The following is a 24683-nucleotide window of genomic DNA, read 5'->3' as shown; positions in this document are numbered from 1 at the left end:
AGTTAGGGTCTGTGGTGTCCGTAACGATGCAGCAACGGCCGAGTAATGGCCATTAGTGTCCTGTAGGTCCGTTAGCCATGTAAACAACTAAACGCCGTCGCTTCAGAAGGAATCCAGCAAAGTACCTTCAAGAGACAGAAAACGGATACTGTACGTTAATTGGTCAGTTGTAGAAAAAAAAGAATTCCAGGCAGGTATACTAACCTGCCTGAAATCCCAATGCTTCACCGATCTTGATCCGGGCGCGCTGATGTTTTACTAATCAACCGAGTTTACTTCTTGGTATAAGACGATATTGTCATAGTAACCTTTGCCGCCGGCGGCAGTCGCGCCGAGCTTTAACATCAGCTGGACGCTTCCGGTTACATTCGCGCCGCTAGGACCGCTTGCCACGGCGACGTTGTCTAGATAGAGCGTGAAGTTCCACTGCGTGCCGTCATGGGTAAAGTCCACTTTGAAATGATGCCACGCGTCTTTCGCATAATACTTATTGCTCCAAGTATTCCACGGACGCAGATTCAAATCGTTGCCCTGCGCCGGGCCGTCGCTGTCATAAAATCTCGAGCTCCACCCGAGATAGAGAGCGTTGCCGGTCGTTACGCCGCTGCCCATAAAGTCATATTCCAAGGTGTAGTTGACGTTCGGGTTAAGCGTAATCGCAGGAAATTGATACATGCTATTGCCGTCAGTGTACGTAATTTCAAGCGATTTGCCCGCTACTCCTCCCGGAGCGGCGACAATCGCGCTGCCTGTTCCGGCCCATCCGATAACCTCGTTCGGAGCGTTGACCTCGTCGAAATTTTCCTCAATCAGGAAATCGTACGCGACGACCGGCTCACCTTGGTAAAGCTTGACGTTGTCGAAGTAGTTTTTACCGCCGGCCCCTCCGACCTTCAACATCAGTCGCTGATTGAGTGATACCGCGCCGTTTACATCGTTTTCGTCCACAAGCACGCCATCCAGGAAGAGTCTAACGTTCCACTTGACGCCGTCGTGCTTGAACTCCGCTTTGAAATGATGCCACGCGTCTTTCGTATAAGGCCTTGCGACCCAGCTCTGCCACATGCGCAGATGCAGCTTGCTCGCATCGCTGCCGCCGTCGCTGTCGTAGAATCTCTCGCTCCACCCGACATAGAGCGCATTTCCGGTGCTCGTGCCGCTGCCCATGAAGTCGTATTCCAAGGTATAGTCGATCCCCGATTCGAACGCGATCGCGGGAAATTGATACAAGCTATTGCCGTCGGTTTGGGTGATCTCTAGCGCCTTGCCTCCAGCCCCGCCCGGAGCGGCGACGATCGCGCTGCCGGTACCGGCCCATCCGACAACCTCGTTCGGAGCGTTGCGCGAATCGTAGTTCTCTTCATACAGAACTGCGTAGGGAACTTCGAGTTCTTCGAACTCGGCCGTGACTACGGCATCTTCATCCGGCATGAGGTATACGTGGCTGCCCCCGGCGATCGTCTGCTCCACGCCGTTGATCTTGAGCCAGGACAGCGCGTAACCGTCGTCCGGAGCGATAGTCAAGGTGAACGTTTCGCCTTCGGTAGCCGTTGCCTTGTCCGCGGTCACGGAACCTCCGGCGATCCCGCCGGGAACCGCGATGCCGTGAGGCGTCTTCACGACCTCATACTGCCCCCGATAGAGGAAGAAGTTGTCATAGTACGCTTTGCCGCCTTCCTCGCTAAGGTAGCCGTTCTTCAGCTTCGCCGTCAGGCTTCCGGTAGCGATAGCGCTGGCGACGGGACCGTTCGCCATAAGGACGTTGTCGATGAAGAGCGCGAACGTCCATTTCACGCCGTCGTGCCTGAACTGCAATTTGAAATGATGCCACTGGTCATGGCTATACGTCTTCGCGCTCCAAGTGCTAGCCGAACGCACGTTCATCCTGCCGTCCACCGGGGCGTCTCCGTCGAATAGCCGCTGGCTGTCGTTGAAATAAAAACTAGTTCCGTCGATGCCGCTGTCGCCCCTGAAGTCATATTCAAGGGTATAGTCGACTCCCGGCTCGAAGGTGATTCCGGGGATCTGATACAGATTATTGCCGGCACCTTGCGTAAGTTCAACCGCCTTGTCGCCTATGCCACCCTCCGGACGGTCGACGATCGTTGCTCTGTCGCCGGCCCATGCTCCTCCGCCGACGCTGACTCTGGCGTCGAAGTTCTCGTCATACAGGACAACGTATTCTTCGTCGCCCTCGATTGTTACGAACGAGACCGTCACCGTAACGTCTTCGCCCGGCATGGCGAACAGGTATTTGTTATCGCCGAGACTGGTCAGGCCGGCGGCGCTGCCGTTGACCTTGAGCGAGCCAAGCAGCATTCGGTATTCGGGGTTCGAAGCAACGGTGAGGGTGACCGGCTCTCCCTCTATCGCCTGGGCTTTATCGGCCGTGACGTTTCCGTTCTCCATCTGGCCGATCGTAACGTTATGCATCGCAAGCTCGGGAGAAGCATCCGTCATGATGACGAACATCGGCTTTTCGGTAACTCTTACCGTCACCTTGCCGTCGGATAGCTGAGACATTATCGATGTGGCGGAACCAGTCTCGCTCTTGTGCACCAGCTCGACCAGCTTAATGTCCTCGATATCCGCGAGATCGATTGCGGATAGATCCAGCTCGTAATCCGCGTAGTTACCGTCAATATCGCCCTTGGAGGTTCCCAGCCAGAGCGCGAAGCCTTTGTCGTGCTTCTTGTCTTGCTCGCCTTTCCCGATGTTCTCGTCATCGAAGCCGAACCGAAGGACGTTCAGCGCGTTAGCGGGCGTCGTATTGTTATTGGTGAACGCGTTGCCCGCAGCATCCCAAGCTTCTACTTTCTTCGTATAGGCAGGAGCCTCCACCTCCTGCTCGAAGCGCATATCGCCTAGCCAATTGCGCATGGCTGCAACGTAGTACCAGGCGGGTTTCTTGGCTGTCGGACCTTCGCCCAGCACCTCTTGCGTATCCAGATATCCGCTCGTATTAAACTTGCCGGCCGTACCCGTTCCCGAACCGCGCAGCATGAACTGCTGGGCACGATCCACGCCCCAGGACGCCAGGAGCAGGAATTCCCTGACTAACCAGCGGCCTTGCATCTCGAATCCGCCGACGACGTTCTGCAGCGTTACCGGATTGTCCTTGCCGGGGAAGCTCGGATACAGAACCGGATTCAATTCTAGCTCGGCGTTGATGCCGGGATAATAATCCTGATTCGCTTTGGCGGTGGTCGCCGTGCCTTGGGCGGTGTCCCAGCCCAGCTCGGAAATCCACACCTCGGCGTTCGGATAATACAGCGCGCGAAGATTCATGACCCACTTCATGCCGTACTCGAGAGGAACGTCCTGATTCCACTTCTGGTTGGTCCACTGGTCTTCCTCCGCCGCCACGCCGCCGATCGGCCTGCCGTTCGCGACGTCCTTGGAGTCCGGTGTGTAGTGGTGCACGTTCAGTACGTCTACCGGAAACTGCTCGAACCTGTACAGGAAATTGGCCTGTTCCTCGGGATTCTCCTCTCCAAGCAGAGCTTCCGCTCTGGTGTATGGCTGCGTCTTCTCGGTGTCGTGTTTCCTGTAGTACGAACCCCCTTCGAAGATATAGTTGATAGCTAGGTAATCGTCCTTGGTTCTGTAAGTCAGGAACCATTCTGTCATCTCTTCCATGAACTTGAGGTCGAGACCGCCCACGCCCGCTATGGACAGCTTGGCATTAGGATCGGCGTTCTTGAGACCTACGCCGGAGTAAGGCTTGCCGGTTGCTTCTTCGGTGTAGATGTAATTGCCGTTCCGGGAATTAACGGCGATGTCCGTATCATGGATCCACGCTTTCATGGAATTCATATGCCCGTCGTAGTCCGCGCTGGTCATGGCCGCGAACTCGTAGCCGTTCACGCCCTTAAGGTTTAATTCGTTACCGTTCTCATAGTACTCGATCAAATTCAATCCGATTTCCTTGGAGGTGCCTGGGGCTACGTGCACCAGATCCGGATCGACGCTGCCTCCCTCCGCAGTGCTCTTGGCGCTACCATATCTCACCACGTGCTGCCATAAGCTCATGGCGTGGCCGAGATAGGAATCGGGATTTTGTCTGTCCCCATCTCCCTGGTAATTCGGTATGGTGTACGCGGGATCCGTTCTTTCGGCATCACCGACATGCAAGTTTTGCAGGCATAGGTAGACGATCGCGCCGGCGGCTTTCATGTTTCTGTAGAATGCGTCGAACGCGCCCCAGGTGTTGACGAAAGCCACAAGCGGCTTTATCGGATCGTCGATCATACGCGGATCGTTGTCCCCGTAGTCCAAGTCGTTGCCGACCATGTATTCCGTCCAAGCCCACGTGTGGTATTCTCTAGTCGTTCCGCTGATAGGAGCCACCGTGCCGCCCAGATCGGGGTCATTGAAAAAGCTGTTCGTGCCGACGAACGTATCGATGTCAATGCCGAAGTCGGGTACCGTCTGAGGTTCTTTGTCCCAGTCGATCGGTACGATGTCCCTCTTGCCGGTATCCGCGACCAGCGGTTCAAGCGGCAGGCCGAGAATAACGAACTCGGACAGGTTGACGTCGCGGTCGACCGTAATGATATCGTCCGCGAAATTTTTATATTTGTAAGTGCCGCCGCTCAGCTTTTCGATTTTGAGTTTAGAGGCGTTCTTAATCTCATTGTAATCATAGTTGCCGCCCACGCTGGCAGGACTGGCGAGGTTCATTCGCACCCAGCTGTCGTCGTTGCCCATCGCGTAAGTGAACAGCTCCACGTAATGGTCATCCACGTAGGCGGACACCCTGACGGAACCGCCGGCGACCTGCCACGCGCTGGTCTGGTCCGGTATGGCTGCCGACGTAGCGCCGTATTCCGTGCCGTCGAACAACCAGATCTCCTGCAGCGTATGCTTCTGATGGAGCTCTACCTCTAGCTTGCTGTTGCCGCCCTCGCCCGCCTTCCATACGCCGTCGTTCGCTGGAAGCGCTTTCTCTTCTTCGCCTAGTATCGGCCAATAGCCGGACGGGTTCGCGGCGCTGATCTGCTCGAACGTCGTGAAGTCTTTGTAGTTGTCGTATCCGTCAAACAGCAGGTAAGGCGCCCCGTCTCCCTCGGCTTTGCCGTCGTTGCCGAGCCAAGACCTCTGCACCGCCGCTACCGCGCTGCGGGTGATGGGCTTGCCGAGCATGACGAAGCTCGAAAGGTTTACGTCGGTGTCGAAGTTTCTGTATACGTCGGCGCCTTCCCACCAGTGATATTTATCCTCGCTCACCTTTTCGATTTTGATTTTCGAAACTCTCTTGATCTGCTCGTAGGTGAGGCTCGTATGGTTCGCGAAATGGCTAAGATCGCTGAGGTCTACCTGCACCCAGCTGTCGTCGTTGTTCATTTCATAGGAGAACAGCGGTTCATATCTTGCCTCGTCTTCCAAGTAGCCGTATACATTGATAGATCCGCCGATGACTTCCCACTTGCTGCCCACGCCTTCAGGATCGTTCGGGACGTCGGGAACGGGGTTGTTCGGATCCGCGAAGTTCCAATACGCCGAGGGTCGATACGCTCCGCCGTCGAAGAACCAGATCTCCTCAAGCTCATGCCGCTGTTTCAGTTCGATCTCGAGTACTCTGTTCGTGTCCCATGCGCCTCCGGCTCCCGATCTCCAGACTTTGTCGGTATTGCCGTTCGGGATCAGCTTGTCGGTTTGGCTAAGAATAGGCCAATAGCCGGACGGACTCGCCGCGCTGATCTGCTCGAATGTCGTGAAGTCTTTATAGGTCTCGTATCCGCGGAACAGCAAATACGGGTTGCCGGGGGTCGTGTCCTCGCCTTTCGTGCCTAGCCAGGATCTCTCCACTCCGACGACCTGCTTGTCGCCGATGGTGACCCATCCGTCTTCGTCGTCGGTGACAACGCTCGTCACCGTAACGGTCAGCTGGCCGGATTGGGAGATCAGGTTTCCTTTTTTGTCCTTCGCTTTGCTTAGGAGCGTGTATTCTCCCGGCTCGTTATAGGCGGCCATGAAAGTGAAGGTTTGAGACTTGTCCTTCTTGATCTGATTGATGTCCCAGGCGTTCTCTCCCGCGACAATGCGGATATTATTGTATGTACCCTTGCTGCCGTTATTGGTTACGGTGACCCTATAGGTTACCGTATCGCCCGTTTCCACGGATGTTTTGTCCGCAGTCAAGTACACGTCGATACCCGCCGCGGTGCCCGCAAAAGCCGGGGCCGGGATGCTCGTCGTCAATAGCATGATTGCGGTAATGATAACCGCCAATAGCCTTCGTTTCATCATTTTTCCTCCCAACAAAAAATAGTGATCCCAGTTGTGTCGGACAAAACTCCTTTTTTCGATGCCCCCGCGAAAACAGTCCGGGCTAACGATTCATGGATAAGCGGGAACATATTCGGCGAACTTGCAAACAACGGACAGTTCCGCGTCGCTGTACGGCAGATTCCTGCCGATGATCTTCGAATAACCTTCCTTCCTGCGAAAATGATGACGGGCCCGGTGCGTATAAAGTAACACATTCTATTAGTGGTATATATCGTATTCCGTTGCCTTTCGTTTACTTTTGATAGCTTTACGGAAATAAAACGGGGAATCGCGATAAAACGATTAAAAAACTAGGCGACCGCACTTCGGTTGAATACCGAAACTCGATCGCCGCTTAAATAAATATTGTTTTTTTCACTCGTCCGTTGTCATCGCGCATCCAATCCGGCGATTCTCGACTTCACGTCCGCGAGCTCGGGCAGACTGGAAGCCGGGCAGTCCAGGTAGAAATAAGCACAGCTCGACCAATCGTCCTCCCGCTCGAAATTGCCGTAATCCGGAATGCTCTCCGGCGCGTCGGCGGCGAAGTCGATGATCCGATCGCCTTCGCGCGCCGTCATCGCCCGTACGCCCGACTCCTTGAACTTGTCGCGCGTCTGCGGATCCCAATAGCCTATCTGTTGCATCGTTACCTTGATATCGCGGTGGAAGTAGACCGGGTCGGGCACGTGATAGCGGTAGAAGCAGAACGCCATGCTCGTCTTGTCAGCTACATGGCATCCTTGATACAGGTTGCTGAACGTCCCTTGCTCCCAGCCGGTGCCGATGTAATCTTCCGTTCCGGTGCTGCAGAGGCTCGGGTAGTCATCGTCTCCATCCAGATAGATTTTGCATTCGCCTTCGCCCCACCAGGATAGGCCGTACCGGGAGATATCGGGCCTAACGCCGATGTTCGCGCCCAGGAAGCGGCCGCGGCCCTTCAGCAGCGGCACGATCTCGTAATCCTGCCGCTGCTTCGTCGGATGTTCCCGCCGAAAGTGCGCGTGGAAGTACAGAACGTCGGCCGCATGGCGGTCTCCCACCGTATAATCGACATCGTAGAAAAACATCTGCATCGTCTCGTCGCCTTCGTTCGTCACCGTGATCTTCATCCCGGTGCGGAACGGCATGGGAACGGCGCAGTTAAAGCTCCTGCCTTCCGGACTGCTGAACAACGCCGATTGAAACGGTACGACGAGACCGAGACCCGTGCCGAAAAAATCGCCCAGAGGCGCGCTGACCGCCGCTTTGTCCGAGCCGTCCCAATACATGTCGATACGAAGCGAACGCAGCGTGCGCGGGCTTCTGTCTTTCATCGTCATCCAGATGCGCCGGACGATGCCGCTGACCCCTTGCTCCTCCGCCAGCACGACCGTCTCCCCGGGAGCGATCGGCAAGAAAGGCGAGCCTTTGCGGCCGCCTCCGGCGCGGGCTGCGGAGCCTTTGGCAGCCGTTCGGTTCTCGGGGCACGCCCAGCGTGTCTCCACCCCGTCCAGCATCGCGTACAGCGCGTTCTCCCCAGCCGCTCCGATCGCAGGTCCCGTCCTAGTTGCCGTCATCGCTCTGCTCCTTCTTCGGTTCATGGCCCCACAGCCGCGTACCGCCGCTGTGCGACTGCCGCCATTCGTGGCGCCAGAGATGAACGTCCCGCACCGAAATGGCCGGCATGTTCTGGCGCTTCTCCTTTGCCGGGAACGCCGGGAAAGGTTTATGCGGCTCCATCTGGTACCAGTACGAGACGGTACTCAAATCAAGCGTCAGGTTGTTGTCATGTCCGTGCTCGATGCTCGCGCGCAGCGACTTTTCGAAGTAGACCGGCTCCTCGAGCATGAACCTGTAGCAGTGCGTGCGGCCCATCCAACCCAGCTTATCCGGCACGCGGGCGTAGCCGAAATACGGATGCAAATAAACTTCGTTCGGGCACCAGGAGCTGTTGAAGAAATCTTCCGTCCCCGTGCCGTGCAGCGAGCCCGGCCAGTCTTCGCCGTCTACGAGCCACATGTCATCGCCTTCGCCATACCACATCGGGCCAGGATTTTCCACGAAATAATTGACCCCGACGAAATGGCCTTTGCCTTCGATATCGGCGAACAAGTAGTTGTTCGCGTCGCTCGGATTTTTGCCTTCGGGCGCGAGGATGCTCCATTCGTTCTCCCCGGCTTCCGGATGCACCTCGGTCAGCTCGCGATTCCACCATGCGTGGAATCGGCCCATCGAATCCGGCACCTCGCGGTGCTCTTCATAGTCGATGTAGTAATAGAACGACCGGATCGGTACGTCGGACTCGTTCTGCAACGTAATCCGCGCGCCGCTGCCGAAAGGCATCGGGAAGTAGCAGTTCAGCGCTTTTCCCTCGGCAGGTGCCGCCGCAAGCGGCAGAGAGATGTAATTGTACGCTTCGCCCCACCCTTGGCCGAAGAAGTCGCCGAGAGGCGCCTCTACGCTCGGCTCGGTTTCTCCGTCCCAATACATGCGAAGCACGGCATTGCGGCGAATCATTTCGTCAAGCGTGTTGACCGTGATCCAAATATGCTTGATGATGCCCGCGCCGGGTATGTCCGCCAGCACGGCCGTCTCGCCGGCCTGAATCGTCACGTAATCCTGATTGCCTCCCGTGCGGTCGTAGCTCGATTCCCGTTTGGTGCGAATGCCGTCCTTGATCTTATAAATCTCGTTCAGTGCGCTCATCCATTATCGCTCTCCCTTTGCCTCGTTGTTGCGGCTGTCAGCCAGGTATCGGCGCTCGCCGCGCTCTAGCGTAACGAATATCGATCTCTCGCCGGCAGCGACCGGCTGCCGTTCCTCCAGCACGATGCGATACATAAGGTCGCCCCAATTTCTTCTTAGTCGGCTATCCATGGAATCGATCTTCTCGATTCGCGCGCGAAGATGCTCGGCCTCATAGCGGATGACCGCCTGCTTACCGGGCGCGTATGTCAGCAGAATCTTGCCGCTGCCCTCGCCCTTGATTATTGGCTCGCAAGGCGTCACCAACGAATGGAACATTTCCGCCGGAACGCCGTCCTTCATGGCGAATACGTCGCCCACCGTCACAGAGGGGACGCCGTCCCGATCCAGCCGAACCGAGCGCTCCCAGGTTGCGATGCCGGCCTCTTCCGGATACGCTTCGGCGATGTCCATTCGCAGCTCGGAGCGGCCGCCTTGCCGCGAGTATTCCGCATAGCGCGCCTTGTACCGCCCGCTTTCGCGCTGCATTACCCCGCGTACCGTCGGCAGGTTATGGTACTGCGATTGCAAATACCAAAGCTCATAGCGCCGCGGGCTGAACGTCTGAGCCGTGTATTCCGCAGTGCCTAAATCTACGAGCAGCGGATAGCCGTCGGCGAACACGAGGAAGCTGCCGACGTCGTTATGGTTATGCGCCTCTCCGTTGTTGCCGCCTTTGGCCGCGACGTACAGACCTTGCTCGGTGCCTTCCCGTTCCCTTGCGGTCATCACTTCGGTATCGCGGAACCAGGCATCTCGCATATAGGGAGCATGCGCTCTCTGCGCGAGCCGTTCCTTCTCGATGAACAAATCCCGCGCATAGCTATACAAGTTAAACCAAATGCGCGTGCTCGGATCGCCGATTGGCGGCAAGCTTTCACCGAGACGGACGAGCGACTCGTCCTTCGCGCTAAGGCCGTAGCGATACACGCCCCCGCCTCCCGGACTCGCCTTTGCATCGCAATCGGCGAAAGCGACGTAATAATCGCCATGAATGTGTACTTTGGGCATGTAAGCGCCGATATCCTTAACGATCTGCTCTCCGAAAATGTCGAAACGTCCTTGTGACGCCAGCGACAGCATCTCCAGACATTCATACAAGCCGCCACCCGCCGCGCTCCAATAAGACGGTCCTTCGTCGCAGCAGCCGTCGGTCGGATAAGCGGCGATGAACGCGTCGAGGCTTCGCATCACCTTGGCAATTCCCGCTCTTCTGATGTCCGGGTCCTCCTCGACGAGCAGGAATCCCGCCAGCACCGGGCCGTTGCACCACGGATTCCAATTGTTGATCCGCTCTCCCGGCGTGAAGCCTTGCCACCAATAATCGTCGTGTTCCAGGTAAGGCTTCAGCATCCGATCCTTCGTCTCCCGAACGATGCGCTCGTTCACTCGCGGGCTGATTGCGTCAAACCTGCTTCCTAGCAAATATCGGGTCCATAGCAGCAGCCGCGCGGTTTCCGCGGAGGACAGCTCGACTCCGAATTCCGTACCGCTAGGGATGCTCTCTTGCTTATCGAATTCCTGCCAATGGCTGCGATGGCCCGGGAACACCCAGGTTGTCTCCTCGCAGATAGCAAAAATCCCGTTTAAAATTTGATCGAAGTACTTGCCTTCGCCTTCCATGCATTCGGCAATGACGAGAATGCCGAGCACGCTTCTCCGTTCGAAGTAAGCGAGACTGAGGCGCGACAGGTCGCCGCTCGTCCAATAGGCGCGATAGTCGGATACCCTAAGCACCGGCCACCCGTAATCCGCATAACGATTCGCAAGCCGCAGCCAGCTCTCTCTTTTCTCGGACGAGATCGATCCCCAGGCTTCTCGGTCTTCCGCCTTCGGGAACGGCGCGTAAGGGCCGTCGCCGAAGCCAAGCTCTTCCAGACGCTCCGAGCCGTAACGTTCATATAACACCGTTCATTCTCCTCCCATCCCTTTATGGAAAACCGCCCTGCTCCGATGAACAGGACGGCTTATCGGACAATGCCTTATTCTTTGACGCTTCCGAGCGTCATACCGCTCATGAAGTAACGCTGCAGAAACGGATATACGCACAGCACAGGCAGCATGCCGAGGAAAATTTGAGCCGCGCGCACCGATCGGTCGTTCAACTGCGACAGCAATAGCAACATGGAAGGATCGGATATGGAAGACATATCCATGCGAACGATAATCGTCTGCAAGTAGCTGGCAAGCGGATAGTGAATCGGATCGTTCATATAGATCAGCCCATTGAACCATTCGTTCCAGTGCGAGACGATCGCGAACAGCGTTACCGTAGCAATCGAAGGCATCGAGAGCGGAATGATGATCCGCCAGAGCGTCTGCCAATGTCCGGCGCCGTCGATGAACGCCGACTCTGACAGCTCCTTCGGCAAACCTCTGAAGAAGTTGAGCATCAGGATTACGTTAAAGATAGGCAGCGCGCCCGGCAGCACAAGCGACCAGATGCTGTCGAGCAGGTGCAAATTACGTACGATCATATAGGTCGGAATCAATCCGCCGGAGAACAGCATCGTGAAGACGAAGAACCAGGCGTATCCCGTTCGGAACTTCAGACTCGCTGCTTCCTTGGACAGCGGGTAGGCCGTAAGCACCGTTAGCAGCATGTTAATGCCGACGCCTAGCAACACGCGCTTTACGGAGATGCCCATCGAGACCAGGAACTCATGCTTCTCCGCAACGAACCTGTAAGCCTTCCATGAAAAATCGACCGGCCATAGCGTAACTTTGCCCGCTTCGATTGCGGCGGCCGAGCTTATGGAGACGGAGAAGACGTTTAATAAAGGCAAAATGCTGATAAGAGACAAAACCGCAAGGAAAGTATAGTTGAAAACAACGAACAGCTTGCGACTCCATGAGTAGGGTTGAACCATGACAATCCTCCTTGCAGCTGATCAGAAAATGCGATAATTAGCGAAACGATAGGCCAGGAAATAAGACATCGCAATAAGGGCGAGCGAGATTATCGACTTGAACAGTCCGATGGCGGTCGCGACTCCGTATTGAGCGCTGGCCAGTCCGATCCGGTAGACGTAAGTATCGAGGATGTCGCCGGTCGAATAGACGGATGGGTTATAGAGGTTAAAGACTTGGTCGAAGCCGGCGTTCAGCACGTTGCCAAGCGCGAGCGTCGTAAGCAAAATCGTAATCGGAATGATCGCGGGAATCGTCACGTGAAGCGTTTGTTTCCAGCGGTTCGCGCCGTCCAGGACGGCCGCTTCGTACAAAGACGGATTTACGGCAGTGATAGCAGCCAAATAGACGACCGTTCCGAATCCGAATTCCTTCAATACGTCGGTCACCGCCAGCACGTAAGGGAACCACTTATCATTGCCGAGAAAGAACACTTTATCGAATCCGAGCCACGCGATGAATTGATTCACAATCCCGGAAGTCGGGGAGAGCACATCAATCAAGATGCCGGCCATAATGACCCAGGACATGAAGTGCGGCATATAGATAATCGTTTGGACGGAGCGCTTATAGTACTTCTTCCTGATCTCATTCAGTAGAAGCGCGGTAACAAACGGCGCGGCGAGTCCACCGATAATTTTCATGAACGCGATAAACACAGTATTTCGTAGCACTTCCCTTGTCTCGGACAAGCTATAGATATATCGGAAATGATCCAATCCAACCCACTCGGAATGAAAAATCCCTTTAACCGGGATAAAATTCTGGAAAGCCATGACAATGCCGACCATCGGGCCGTAGCTGAATAGCAGCACGATGATAATGCCCGGCACCAGCATAAGGTGCAGCGGCAATTCCAATCTCCAATTTCTTCGGCTCAATAGATTCCCCTCTCTCCTTGTTGCAAAGAAGGGATAGCGGCTAGCGGCTAGCCCCTATCCCCCTGTTACGTCTTATTGAACCATGCCGCTGGCGTTGACTTCGTCGAGAATGCTCTGACCGCCGGATGCAAGCCAATTCGCTGCCCACTCGTCGAAGTAGTCGAGCGGCTTGGAACCCATGATAATCGAAGTCATCATCTTGACTTCTTCGTCGCGAAGCGAAGGACCTTTCGAGATCATCGTCGGAGTCGGGTTGCTTAAATAGGCCGATGTGAATACTTGCTTGTTGTCTACATATTGGCCGAGGAGACTGAATACGCCGCCTTCCGCCCACAATTTGTTCGCGGCCCACATGGTCGCGTCGCCGGCCTCGAATTGCGCCACTTGATCGAAGTAGGTTTTCTGTTCGGCATTCATCGCCGACAAATCGCCGGATTTCCTCGCTGCTTGAATCGCGGTAGCCGACCTCGGATTGTTGCCCGGCAAGCCTCCGGTGATCGGTGTAAGTGCGAATTCGTTGTAATCTTTGCCATCCACGGTAACCGTATGGTAATTCTTATCGAAGTTTCCGTAGATTTTCTCAATATACGTGTTTAGCAGCAAGAACGGAGCTTCCGGATGTTTCGACTTTTTGCTTACGACATAGTAGTGTGCGGGCAATCCTCCCATGCTTTGCGAGAGGACCGGCTGATCGTCGGACGACACGAGCGGATAGATGCCCCAATCGGCGCCCTGAACGTCTTTGTACATATTGTTGATCGGCCATGTCGGCACCCAGAATGCGCCGAACGTTAATCCGACTTTGCCGGACGTGACGAGTTCTGCGGACTTATTGCCGTCGATGACGCTGAATTCCGGATAGATCGCGCCTTGCTTGAACAAGTCGGCCAGCTTGCCGAGAGCGGTCTTCACTTCCGGTTGAACGTCGGCCCACTGCGCCTTGCCGTCCGCGCCTTTGATGAAATTCAGATTTGTGCCCGTGCCCTTGGTCGGATTGAACGGATACGCGTGGTAACCGTTGAAGAAGCCGTCAAGACCGGACCAGCCGTTGAACAAGTTGTAGTCGAGGCTTAATCCGTACGTATCGTTCTTGCCGTTCTTGTCCGGATCGTTCTTCGTGAATGCCATGGCGATATTGATGACATCGTCCATCGTCTTCGGCGGCTGAAGCCCCACATTGTCAAGCCAGTCTTTGCGAATATAGATGAGCTGGGTATCGGCGGCTTCTCCGCCGTCTGCCGGAATTCCCATGATTTTGCCGTCTACCGTCGCCGCTTTGAGACGCAGGCTGTTGCTTCCTTCGAACGAGCTCTTCGTCAGATCGGAAGCGTACTTCGCGTACACGTCAGTCAGATCCGCGATCGTGCCGGCTTCCACGAGAATCTGGAACTGCTGGGCGTCGACATACATGAAGTCGGGCAGATCGCCCGAAGCCATCGTAACGGCGATCTTGTTCTGATATTGCTCAGCGTTTACTTTCCAGGCGTTCTTCACCTTAATGCCGAGATCGCTTTCGAACGTTTTGGTCCAAAGGTTCTCGTCGTACGTTTCGCCAGGCGGAATTTCAGCGGCCTGATTGATGTGGCGTACTGTCGTTACTTCGATCGGAGGATCGTATTTGCCCTCCGGACCGTTCGGAACGGAATTTTCAGGCGAAGCCTCCGGGCTTTCTCCCGTGCTCGTCGATGCGCTTGGCGAGTTGCCGCCATTGGAAGCCGTGTTGCTGTTGTTGCCGTTGTCGCCGTTACTGCAAGCTGTTGCTGTTGTCATAAGAAGCAGCAATAAGAGCATTGCCGAGCCTTTCACTTTCGCTTTCACTTTCGAATTCTTCGTCACCATCTGTTTGCCCCCCGTATCCTGGGTTAAATGTGGTACGCTTTCAGTATGAAGGAGAACCGATACGGCGAATATAATAAACCGTTTACATTCCTTATCCTTTTATATCTACTTGAGCGAATCGCGGTATTCCTGAGGCGTCAAAGATGTCGTTTTTTTGAAAAACCGAGTGAAATAGGACGCCGAATCGTACCCGATCCGCATGCCGATCTCATGAATCTTAAGGGATCTCTCGCCGAGCATCCGCTTCGCTATTTCGATTCTTCTCCTCGTGATATAGTCGCTGATGTTATGACCCGTCTTCTGCTTATACAATCTGGAAAGGTAAAAAGGCGTCAAATAGACATGCTCGGCCAGGCGGTTCAGCGACAGATCCCCATCGATTTGCTCCTCCACGTACTGATGAATCTGCTCGACGACCTCGCTCGTCTCTTGCTCATTGCCGCCTTCCATTCGTTCGAACAGCAATTCCGCCAGCTCGCGGAAAAAGTCGGAAGCCTCCTTCCACGAACGATGCTCGTGGATAGAGAACAGCTTGCCGGGGATGGGGTGGCCTCGGGCGGCTCCGAGCGCTTCGAACCGATTCAGATGCGGGATGAAGATCGCGGACAGCTCGTAGAACACCTCGAGCGGCAGACCCGCCGCAAGCGTCGCCGGCTCGCCGACGGCTGCCGCGATCTCGTCGAACAGCTGCTCGAATTTCGCCCGTTCCTTCTGCATCAAGTATTGGTCGAGCATCCGGATTCGCTTGACCTTGCTTCGCGCCTTCTCGTCTCCGCTTTCCTTCGCCCGGTCGTCCGACAGCAGCATCTGGCTGCCGAGTCCAAGCCCGCGGCCGAACAACTGCGACAGCCGTTCGTATTTGGACAAGAGCGCGTCCCACTCGAACGGCTCGCTTGAGACGACGAACGAGCACGCGAGCTTCAAATAGCTGCTGCACGCGTCTTGCACCGATTCGAGCATCCCAAGCAAGTAAGCGTGCAGAGCGGCTTCCGCATCGGCTCCTGTGCGCAGCGGCGAATGGCCGACGATCGCCTGGCGATACCCCGACTCGGGCTTCGGCTGCAGTAGCCAGATCAGCCGCTCGTGATTGCCTCTGAAGTGCGTCAGGTCGAATTCCAGCGCTACGAATTCTTCGAAAATGTTGTTGATCGAATAAGCGAACAACACCTTATCGCCTCCCATGGCATCCTCGCGCCAGCGGTCGATCCGGGCGACGGCCATGACGACCGGCAAGTCGGGATCGAGCGGCACTTCAAACTGCGCGAACCGCTCTCTCCGCGCGGCGGACGACGAGGCTTCCCCTTCCAGCAGCCCGGTCAAATACTCCTTGCGCAGCGCCGGCAGCGCCAGCTTAAGGGACGAGCGAGCGCTTTCGATCAGGCCCTCATAGGTCACTTCCTCGGCAATGATGCGAATCGCCTTCTTGACCGAGGCGACGATCGAATCGTCTCCTTCCGTCTTCAGCACGTAATCGATCGCTCCTCCGCGGATGGACGACTGGATATAGTCGAACTCGTTATAGCCGGTCAGGAAAATCGACTTGCAGCGCGGCCAGAGGCGCTGCACCTCCTTCTGCAGCTCGATCCCGTTCATCTCCGGCATCTCGATATCCGTCAGCAGGATGTCGATGCGCAGCTTCCGCGCGATCGCCAGCGCTTCCAGTCCGTCAAACGCTTGATAGACCTCCAATGGATCGTCGGACTGCGTGAACAGCTCGCTTAAGCCTTCGACGATGATCGGCTCATCGTCTACGATCAACAACCGGTACATGGCTTTCAATCTCCTTTCGCGTCTAAAGTAGGTGAAGGTTCCGCGGGTTTGTCCGAGGACTGGGGCATCGGCAGCTTCAGCGTCGCTTTCATGCCGCCCATTGCGCTGCGGGCGACGGACACGCCATACTCGGCGCCGAACCGGATCTGCAGCCGGCGGTGAACGTTCAGCATGCCGGTATATTCCATATCGGCGCGCTGTTTTTCTAAATTCGCTTCCAGCAGCTGAAGGTCGGCGTTCGTCAGCCGCTCGCCGTTATCCTCGACCGAAATGAGCAATCGGCCATCCTGCTCGGTCATGTTCACGGCGATTCTGCCATCCCTGCGTTTGGTCTCGAGCCCGTACTGGTACGCGTTCTCGATGAACGGCTGCAGGATGAGCCTCGGCACCCGCATATAGCCGCAGCCTTCGGGCAGTTCGCTGAAATCGACGGTAATGCGGCTCTTCGCGAAGCGGATGTTCTGAATTTCCACGTACGAACGGGAGTGCTTGATCTCCGCGTCGAGCGGCACATCGTCGGAGCCGTTGCGGGTTATGTATTGAAAATATTCTCCAAGATGCTGGCTGAACCGGATTACGCTGTCATTATCGTGCATCTTCGCCAAGCGGTATAGGATAAAGTAGGTATTATACAGAAAGTGCGGATTGATCTGCGACTGCAGTTGCTTCAGCTCCGACGTCTGGGCTCGCAGCTTCTGCTCGTACACTTCCTGGATCAGCACCTTTAGATTGTTCGTCATCATGTTGAATCGCTGGAACAGGTACTGGAACTCATCGCGCGACTTGGGCAGCGGAATCGGCTCCATCATTCCCGCCTCTACCTTGCGGAATCCGGTGATCATCCGATGCAGCGGCTTGCGGATGAGCTGATACAGCCAATAAGAATAGGCGACGATAAAAACGAGCGAGACGAACGACAGCAGCCATAGCAGTATCCGGTATTTGTCGATCGGACCGAGCATTTCGGCCGACGGCACGTAGGCGATCAAGTAGTAGCCGAACGTAGGCGAGCGCTTATAGGCGACGAAATAGGAGCTGTTTCCCGCCGAAATTTGCTTATAGCCCTCGTCTGCGCTGTCCTCGGGACGGTTTTTCAAGTAAGCCGAAAGCACTTTCGAAAGTCCTTCGTCCGTTTGGTTGCCCAAGACCCAGCCGTTCTCCGGATTGACCAGCATCGCTCCCGCGTTCTTGTAGTCGGAGAAGTTCTGCAGCGACTGCTTCATCGCCTCCTGGTTGAGTTCGATCGAAAGCGCGAACGTTTCCTTCATGTCCGGCAGATCGGAGCCCGGATAGGCGATCGCCATGAACAGCCGGTCTTTCCAGTAGTAATTGCCGACGCCCCGGAGTTTGGATACGGAGGCAACGGCCTCATATTCGGGATTAATCGTGTCGCTTATCGTTTCGTCGCTCGATAACGTCCGCTTCAGCGTCAGAATGTGAGCGCTTACGGTTTTGATATAGAGGCTCGAGTACTTGATTTGCTGCAGCTTATCCTGGATGCGCTGCACCGTTTCCGTCCATGCTCCGATCGACATCGTATTGCTTATAAATGCGGCGTGTTGGATGTCTTTGTCAATCGCGTATTGCTGCAGCAGCCCCCTTATCTGCTCATTTCCTACCTCAAGCGAGTTAAGGTAGAAATCGACCCGCGACTTGAGCGATTTCGACAGTTCCTCGCGGACGCTCTCCTCGCCCAGCTGATTCATCCAGAGACCGATGCCGTAGATCGGAGCGACGACAAGAAGGAACGCGATGATCAGCTTCGGAAATATCGTCATTCTCCGCTGTTGTTTTAGAAAAATCTTCATTTCGAGCCGCCCCTTGCGTTTAAAATACGACATGTTATCTCTGGCACAAGTGCGAAGGCTTCCTCTGCGAAAACATCGATTAATCGATCTTGCAACTCGCCTCAACATTGCCGCCTTCGTCCGATTCGCGGCTTTCGCCGTTCGGAAGCACGATCAGGGTAGGCACGCCGGCCGGTGAATGGACCGACAATCGGAACATGCGCTCCTCGCTTAGACTCCAGCTTACGTCGACGGTCCCTTTAGGCGTAGCGACCGTGCCCGATGCCCAGGTCAAGCCGCTTGGCTGTGGCGCGATCCGGATGCGCGCGAAGCCCGGCTCAGCCGGCTGGACGCCAAGCGTCTCCGCCGTATATTCGTATAGCGGGAGCGCTCCCCAGCCGTGGCAATCGCTGCGCTGCGTGACCGGGTCCTCGACCCAAGCCGTAAGATGCAAGCCGATCTGATCCTTCCACGGCTTCCACAGCTCCAAGGTTCGGTCGTACAAGCCCGCGATCGACAGCGCGCGGAAGTAAAAAAAGCTCATCGAGAACGAGGCGCGCGGCAGCGCCCGGTCGGACAGCGTAAGCTCCATAAGCCGTGTCGCTGCCCGCCCGGTCGCTGCCCCGCCGAGCACCGCCCAGATTTGCGCGTGCTGGCTGAACTCGCGGACATCCGGACCGTCGCGGTACAAGCCGCGCTCCTCGTCGAAGCAACGGCTGCGGACGGCTTCACGGATTTCGTCCGCTCTGGCGGCGTATTCCTTCGCCGTATCCCGTCTTCCGGTCGCCTCGTTCAGCTCGGCGGCGCAGGCCAAGGCGGCGGCGTACATCAGATTGTACACCGTCATCGGGCCCTGCCACTTGGCCGGCGGCGATCCGGCTTTTTCGCGCCACTCCTCTACCCAGTCAACGAAGGACCAATAAGCTTCGGGAATAATGCCCACCAGTCCGTTCTCCACCCGCCGACCGAACCAATCGAGCACTGCGTCTATCGTCGGGCGGTAGCGCTTCACGAGCGACAGATCGCCGAAATAGCTGTAATGGTCGTGCACCATTAGCACCCAGAGCAGCGAGAAGCCGGGAATGACCTGCGGATCGACCGACGGGTAGCGGCTTTGCAGCATGCCGCTCGGGAGCAGCGAGCTGTGGTAATCGTGGATCGTCTTGCGCGGCAGCCGGTCGTCCGCGCTGATCTGATACGTGAACAGCGCCTGTGAGCGGGCGTCCATAATGTACTGCATCTGCTCGTAGAACGGCGTGTCCTCGTACGTATCGTGCATGCAGCGCCGCAGCGTGTTCAAGCTGATCTCCCACATGATCGGCCAGTCCGAGTCGGAGCTCTCGGCCTTAGCGACGGATTCAAGCGGATAGCCTTCCTCCCGCCAGACGAGTCCGGCGATCGTGAGCGGCTCGTCCGCCGCAGCATACGAGAGCCGAATGAACCTGCCGGCGCGCACCGCCAGAGGCTCGTAGGTCTCGTGCTGCTCCTCGCTGCCGATGCCGGCGGCGATATACGCATCCTCGTTGCCGACCAGCTCCTTGCCTGCCGGATCATCGCGCACGGCGCGACGAGACCCGCCCGGGGCCGCCTGCGAGGAGGCGTATTCGTACGCTTCGGAATAGAGCAGCTTGATTACGGTATTGGCTCCTCCGATCAACCGAAGCTCAGGATAACCCGCCGTCATCTCGCCAAGGTCGAGCTCCAGCCATCCTTCCGCGTGCGCCGGTATCGCGAGCGGGAACAGCCTATCCGCCGTCGATGCCGCGCAATCCGGGTCGAGGTCGGTACGCATCAGACGTGCAGGAGAGCGGTCCGTCTCGCGAAGAGGCGGAATCGTGCGCGGGGTAAGCTGCCTTCTATTCAACTGTCCCCACAGCAGATCATGCGGCTCCTGCAATTGACCGGGAGGCAGCCAGGACGTGTCGTCGAATCCCGGAAGCCGCCATCCGTGCGGCAAGAGACCGGCGTCCACCGTTTCCATGCCGCCGACGAACAGCGTCAGCTTCTCATCGCCGATCGATACCGCGTCGTCTCGTTTCATTTTCCACCGGCTATCCGTGTGCAAAGTTTCGAGCTCGGCTCCGTGCTCGTCCGTTACCGCGCCTTCAAGCAGGAATCCCCCGCGATCGGAACGCCAGACGGATGCCGGGCCGTTCTCGCCGTTGTTGCCGGACGAGACGATCGGATAATGAACGACGATCGCGGTCAGCGCATTCACGCCGGGAACGAGATAAGCCGTCAGATCCAACTTTTCGTAATAATGGCTCCATCCGTCTCCTTTGGCGGGACCGCCGGATACCCAGGCCCCGTTCATATACAGCCGATAACGGCTGTCCGCCGTCACGTCTACCGTAAGCCGGGCTTTGCCCGAATCCGCTATGCGGAACGTTCTGCGCAAATACGCGCGCTCTTGCTTCGTGCCGGACGCCGCGTCCTTATCCAGCCAAATCCATTTGGCATGCCACTCGCGATTCTCTTCCATCCCCTGTTGCTCCTCTCGAAAGTCCAGCATTTAGGTGATCGCAAACGGATCGTACCACCCTATTATAAAGCGCTTTCATATGAATTTCGACCTCTATCTCATCGAATCCAAGCGTTCGAAGTTCCGAATAAATCAAGGATACGATTTTGTTGAAATACATGGCGATGGGGCTGCCCGCTTGGTCAGCCCCTACCGTTTTTTTATTGTCGTACGAGCATAAATCCGACGATCTCATTAAGTTCATTACCGCTTATGCTTACAGTCACGTTTCCGCTATGATCGGAAGGAGTCGATACCTGACTCGTCTCTCTCTCTTCATGATGACGGAATTCAATAACGGCTCCGAAAGCTCCCTCGAAGGTAAGAGTACCGGGCGCGAACGGGATACAGGCCAGCTTGGAGCAATGCCAGATGTCCTCATTGTCTTGGGCGATAAGCGCCCAGTCCCCCGTGAAACGAATACCGGACAGTTGCGGATAAGCCATCTCATCTCCTGACGCCTGTCGTAATGCGAGGGCAGTTATCCTGTCATCGCTTTGATGGGATTCCACCCGTCCCCATGACCTGACGACCGGCTCGCGGCTCACATCTCCGAAGTCGGCATCAAGCCATAACGGAGACCAGCCGCTGCCGGGCCTGCGCCACTTGTCCAGCGCAAGCCAGCGGAGCCGCTGCGAGTCGGTCATCGCCTTGCCGGTACGATCCGCAGCTCCGAGCGTCAAGCCATTAGTGCCGACGACGGCGGTGTTGAGCAAAATCTGCTCCAACGTTTCCCAGTAATAGCCTGTCGACGTATTGATCAACATGCCGCGGCGCGCCGCGAGCGCCGACCACATGCACCGCTGATTGTGCCCAAGAGCTTCATACTCCGCGCTGTCTCCGGCGTCGCCTAGATCATCGATATTGATTACGTCGAAGCGGTCGTGCAGCAGCGGATGCAGACCATAATAGATCATCGCGATATCCGGCTTTGCTTCCTTTGCCGCGTCCGTAATGATCTTGAGCAGTTCCGAGCAAAGCCGTTCTCCCCGCAATTCCGGACGACGCGGCACGCTTACGTCCGGCCCGGGCAAGCCATAACCGAAATCCAACTTAAGCGCTGCAGGATTCAGCCGTTTGACGATAGTCCTGGTACGTTCCGTTAGAAACGATCGGGTCCGCTCCGAGCTGGGATCCAAGCAATAATGATAGGACTGACCGTATATCGGATCGCCCGACCAGCGCCAGAGCCTCGGTTTCCCGTCCGCTCCGCACAACAGATCCTTCTCGGTCAGGCCGAACGCCTCAGGTTGGTCAATCCAGCCGATTGACTGCCATACCGCAATTTCGAAGCCTTCTGCCCGCATATGCGCAATGTCCCTGTCAAACTCCGGAAACCGGTTATAGTCCGGAATTCCGCTGCTGTCGCAAGTCTCCCAATATTCGTCGAGCACGATCATATCGGCAGGGGCCGATCGCGAAACCCTTTCCGTAATGGCCTTTAGATCAAACTGCCCTTCCTTGAAATCGCCCCATGTGCATACGAACGATTTCGCGTGTATGGACGATTTGGGACCGCTCACCGGAAAGGTTTGATACAACCGGTCATAGGCATCGAATCCATTCACCCCCCAGGCAAGCCTGAGCGGTTCGCTCCATCTTCGATTCAGCAGGTCAGGCGCTTCCCACAAATCCTCTCTGTATAAATACTGCATGCAAGCGGTGGCCGATTTTAACTGCAACGATAGCGCCGCATCCGGGATCGTTCCGGGTCCGAACGACAGCCACCCGTCGCCGCCGCCCATCGCCGCAGCATAAAGCGGCCTCGGGTAAGCAGCCGCATAAGACGTTCCCATCGCATCGCCAAAGCTGCCGAGAGGCAGCAGCGAATCGCCCATATCATAAAAACGCCAAAAGCTGCGCGTCGGATTCGTGCCTGCGCAAGGCAGGCAGTACCCTTCCGCCTTCCAGTTCGGCCAGAAGGGCTTGGCAAGCGATGGCGCGGCCCGGCGTTGCATGTCCGTCATTCGCTTCGTTCCGAAATAGAGCGCGACGATAGAGGTCGGCTGATGCCATATCACTTCCAAACTGGAAAATCGGATTCCCCAAGCTTCGGTATTCACCTGCAGGGAGCCTCTTCCTGACTCACCGAATTCAAGCGCGATCTCATAGCGAGAATCCGAAAGTGATGACACATTCGAGATAATCGCATCCGTATAGTAAGTCTGTCCGTTGTCATTCGCCAACTCAAAAGCAGGCAGCAGACTTCCTTGCCACACGATGCGATCATCCCGTTCAAGTACGGCCTGGTCCTTATCCGTATTCCAACAAAACAACATCTGTTGCGTAGCGATTTTTAAGTCCGGCAATAGGTTCACCTTATCCTCTCGTTTCATCACGCATACCTATCGACGACGCGTGCGCGATGGAATCGCGACCGTCCTCCTTCTATATTGAATGGCGGCCCAGGCTATGGATATGGTCATTTGATGACTTATGTTGCATTTTCATATCCGATTTTCCGGCAAAGTCTTATGAGAACGTCTAGATCATGTATACTCTTCTAGACATCAAGCTATCGATTATTTTGGAATGAGGATGTGTTGAAATGACCTCTTTCTTCATTGGCGTGGATATCGGTACGCAAGGTTTGCGGGTCGTCTTAATGGATAATGCCGGCAACCAAGTCGCCGTCATTAAAGAAAGCTTCGGATGGTCGGATAACCGGGACGAACAAGACCCTGAATTATGGTGGTCCATGCTCCTCAAGGCTTTGAGACAGCTAGGAGAATTGGCCGCAAAAGCAGGATGGAGCCCGATTCGTTCCATTGCCGTCGCTTCCACGTCCGGAACCGTCATTCCGGTGGATGAGCATCATAGCCCTTTGCATGCGGCTCTTATGTACAGCGATAATCGGTCCAAGGAAGAAGCGCTTCTCTGTACGGAGGTTGCGGGCAAAGCCATCAACTCCTCTTATGGACTGCCTAAGATGCTCTGGTATATCCACAACTATCCGGAACAAGCCGCACGAATCCGACTTTGGTGCCACGCTGTCGATTACATGACGGGAAAGTTAAGCGGAGTCTGGGGAATCGCCGACTATACGAGCGCGCTTAAAAGCGGATACGACCTTGAAGCGAACGAATGGCCGAATGATTTGTCAGCGACATTGAACATCCCCGCAGATCACCTTCCAAAAGTGATCGCACCCGGGGAAATCGTGGGTCGATTGTCGGATGAAGTGTGCGAATCGACCGGCCTCCCTTCCTCTGTGCTCATGGTTGCCGGCATGACGGACGGATGCGCATCGCAGATCGCATCCGGGTGCTGCCTTCCGGGCCACTGGAACACGACCATAGGTACGACTCTAGTCATCAAAGGAATCACTCGCCAGCCCGTGCACGACCCTCTCGGGCGTATCTACAACCACAAGCATCCGCAGGGATATTGGATGCCGGGCGGCGCTAGCAATACGGGCGCCGACTGGATTTCGCTGGATTACGGCGGATGGGACTTGGCCGAGTTAAATCAGGAGGCCAAGCAGTGGCTCCCTACTCCTTGGCTAAGTTATGCCCTTTCCCGACAGGGAGAAAGATTTCCGTTCCTGAACGAGGACGCGCGCGGATTCGATGCCCCCGGGTTGACCGCAGTCCAGCGGTACGCGGCTAGGTTGGAGAGCGTAGCCTATATGGAACGTTTAGCTTACGAAACGATAGAATCGCTATCTCCGGAAACAATCGAAGTCGTCTACACGGCAGGCGGTGGAAGCTCCAGCGATACGTGGCTGCAAATCCGGAGCGACGTTTTGCAAAAACCGATTTACAAGATGAAACACGTGGAAGGTGCCGATGGGGCAGCGATGCTCGCCGCATCGGCGACCGAATTCGCATCCCTAGGCGAAGCCGTACAGCAAATGTCCATCGTTGATAAGCTCGTCGAGCCTGGCGTCCGGAAATATCGATATCAAGACAATTACATCAAGTTCAAAGCTCTGTTGAAAAACAAAGGATATTTGAACTGAATCATCCGGAAAGG

Annotated in this window: 13 protein-coding genes; 1 reads left to right on the top strand and 12 read right to left on the bottom strand. The window is 56.1% G+C overall.

Annotated features, from left to right (window positions below):
• Positions 1-258: 258 nt before the first annotated feature.
• The 12 genes from V8F51_RS04890 to V8F51_RS04835 form a co-directional block, all read right to left on the bottom strand.
• A complete protein-coding gene (locus V8F51_RS04890) occupies positions 259-6249 on the bottom strand; it encodes an InlB B-repeat-containing protein (RefSeq protein WP_337098942.1) in 5991 nt (1996 codons plus the stop codon).
• 93 nt (positions 6250-6342) lie between these two features.
• On the bottom strand, positions 6343-6486 hold the full coding sequence (locus tag V8F51_RS04885; RefSeq protein WP_337098941.1) for a hypothetical protein: 144 nt from the start codon (positions 6484-6486) through the stop codon (positions 6343-6345).
• A 176-nt stretch (positions 6487-6662) separates the two neighbouring features.
• Positions 6663-7832 carry a glycoside hydrolase family 172 protein gene (locus V8F51_RS04880; RefSeq protein WP_337098939.1) on the bottom strand — a complete coding sequence of 390 codons (1170 nt, stop codon included), beginning with the start codon at positions 7830-7832 and terminating at the stop codon, positions 6663-6665.
• On the bottom strand, positions 7819-8961 hold the full coding sequence (locus V8F51_RS04875) for a glycoside hydrolase family 172 protein (protein ID WP_337098938.1): 1143 nt from the start codon (positions 8959-8961) through the stop codon (positions 7819-7821). Before V8F51_RS04875 ends, V8F51_RS04880 begins: the two co-directional genes overlap by 14 nt.
• A gap of 3 nt (positions 8962-8964) precedes the next feature.
• Positions 8965-10908, bottom strand: coding sequence for a heparinase II/III domain-containing protein (locus V8F51_RS04870; RefSeq protein ID WP_337098937.1), 1944 nt, complete (start codon positions 10906-10908; stop codon positions 8965-8967).
• 74 nt (positions 10909-10982) lie between these two features.
• Positions 10983-11870 (bottom strand): carbohydrate ABC transporter permease, encoded by an 888-nt coding sequence (locus V8F51_RS04865; protein ID WP_337098936.1) that lies wholly within the window; start codon positions 11868-11870, stop codon positions 10983-10985.
• 21 nt (positions 11871-11891) lie between these two features.
• The gene (locus tag V8F51_RS04860) at positions 11892-12791 is read right to left on the bottom strand and encodes an ABC transporter permease (RefSeq protein WP_337098935.1); all 900 of its coding nucleotides are present in this window, start codon (positions 12789-12791) and stop codon (positions 11892-11894) included.
• A 72-nt stretch (positions 12792-12863) separates the two neighbouring features.
• A complete protein-coding gene (locus tag V8F51_RS04855; protein WP_337098934.1) occupies positions 12864-14630 on the bottom strand; it encodes a hypothetical protein in 1767 nt (588 codons plus the stop codon).
• A gap of 105 nt (positions 14631-14735) precedes the next feature.
• Entirely contained in the window at positions 14736-16400 is a 1665-nt protein-coding gene (locus V8F51_RS04850) for a response regulator (protein WP_337098932.1), read from the bottom strand.
• Between the two features lie 5 nt (positions 16401-16405).
• Positions 16406-18208 (bottom strand): sensor histidine kinase, encoded by a 1803-nt coding sequence (locus tag V8F51_RS04845; RefSeq protein ID WP_337098930.1) that lies wholly within the window; start codon positions 18206-18208, stop codon positions 16406-16408.
• A 79-nt stretch (positions 18209-18287) separates the two neighbouring features.
• Positions 18288-20669, bottom strand: coding sequence for an alpha-L-rhamnosidase-related protein (locus V8F51_RS04840; RefSeq protein WP_337098929.1), 2382 nt, complete (start codon positions 20667-20669; stop codon positions 18288-18290).
• Positions 20670-20869: 200 nt separating this feature from the next.
• Positions 20870-23047: a hypothetical protein gene (locus tag V8F51_RS04835; protein ID WP_337098927.1), complete on the bottom strand. Its 2178-nt coding sequence runs from the start codon at positions 23045-23047 to the stop codon at positions 20870-20872.
• Between the two features lie 209 nt (positions 23048-23256).
• Between V8F51_RS04835 and V8F51_RS04830 the strand changes: the two genes are divergently transcribed.
• On the top strand, positions 23257-24669 hold the full coding sequence (locus V8F51_RS04830) for an FGGY-family carbohydrate kinase (RefSeq protein ID WP_337098926.1): 1413 nt from the start codon (positions 23257-23259) through the stop codon (positions 24667-24669).
• Positions 24670-24683 lie beyond the last annotated feature (14 nt).

Origin of the sequence: Paenibacillus sp. YIM B09110, assembly GCF_037167145.1 — a bacterium.
In the GTDB taxonomy this organism is placed as follows: Bacteria; Bacillota; Bacilli; order Paenibacillales; family Paenibacillaceae; genus Pristimantibacillus.
Note: the sequence above shows the minus strand (reverse complement) of the source record. Positions and strands in the feature narration are given on the sequence as shown.

Coding starts and splice junctions, on each gene's coding strand:
- V8F51_RS04845 (WP_337098930.1), bottom strand. CDS start 18,208: ATGAAGATTTTTCTAAAACAACAGCGGAGAATGACGATATTTCCGAAG.
- V8F51_RS04855 (WP_337098934.1), bottom strand. CDS start 14,630: ATGGTGACGAAGAATTCGAAAGTGAAAGCGAAAGTGAAAGGCTCGGCA.
- V8F51_RS04850 (WP_337098932.1), bottom strand. CDS start 16,400: ATGTACCGGTTGTTGATCGTAGACGATGAGCCGATCATCGTCGAAGGC.
- V8F51_RS04875 (WP_337098938.1), bottom strand. CDS start 8,961: ATGAGCGCACTGAACGAGATTTATAAGATCAAGGACGGCATTCGCACC.
- V8F51_RS04865 (WP_337098936.1), bottom strand. CDS start 11,870: ATGGTTCAACCCTACTCATGGAGTCGCAAGCTGTTCGTTGTTTTCAAC.
- V8F51_RS04830 (WP_337098926.1), top strand. CDS start 23,257: ATGACCTCTTTCTTCATTGGCGTGGATATCGGTACGCAAGGTTTGCGG.
- V8F51_RS04890 (WP_337098942.1), bottom strand. CDS start 6,249: ATGAAACGAAGGCTATTGGCGGTTATCATTACCGCAATCATGCTATTG.
- V8F51_RS04880 (WP_337098939.1), bottom strand. CDS start 7,832: ATGACGGCAACTAGGACGGGACCTGCGATCGGAGCGGCTGGGGAGAAC.
- V8F51_RS04840 (WP_337098929.1), bottom strand. CDS start 20,669: ATGGAAGAGAATCGCGAGTGGCATGCCAAATGGATTTGGCTGGATAAG.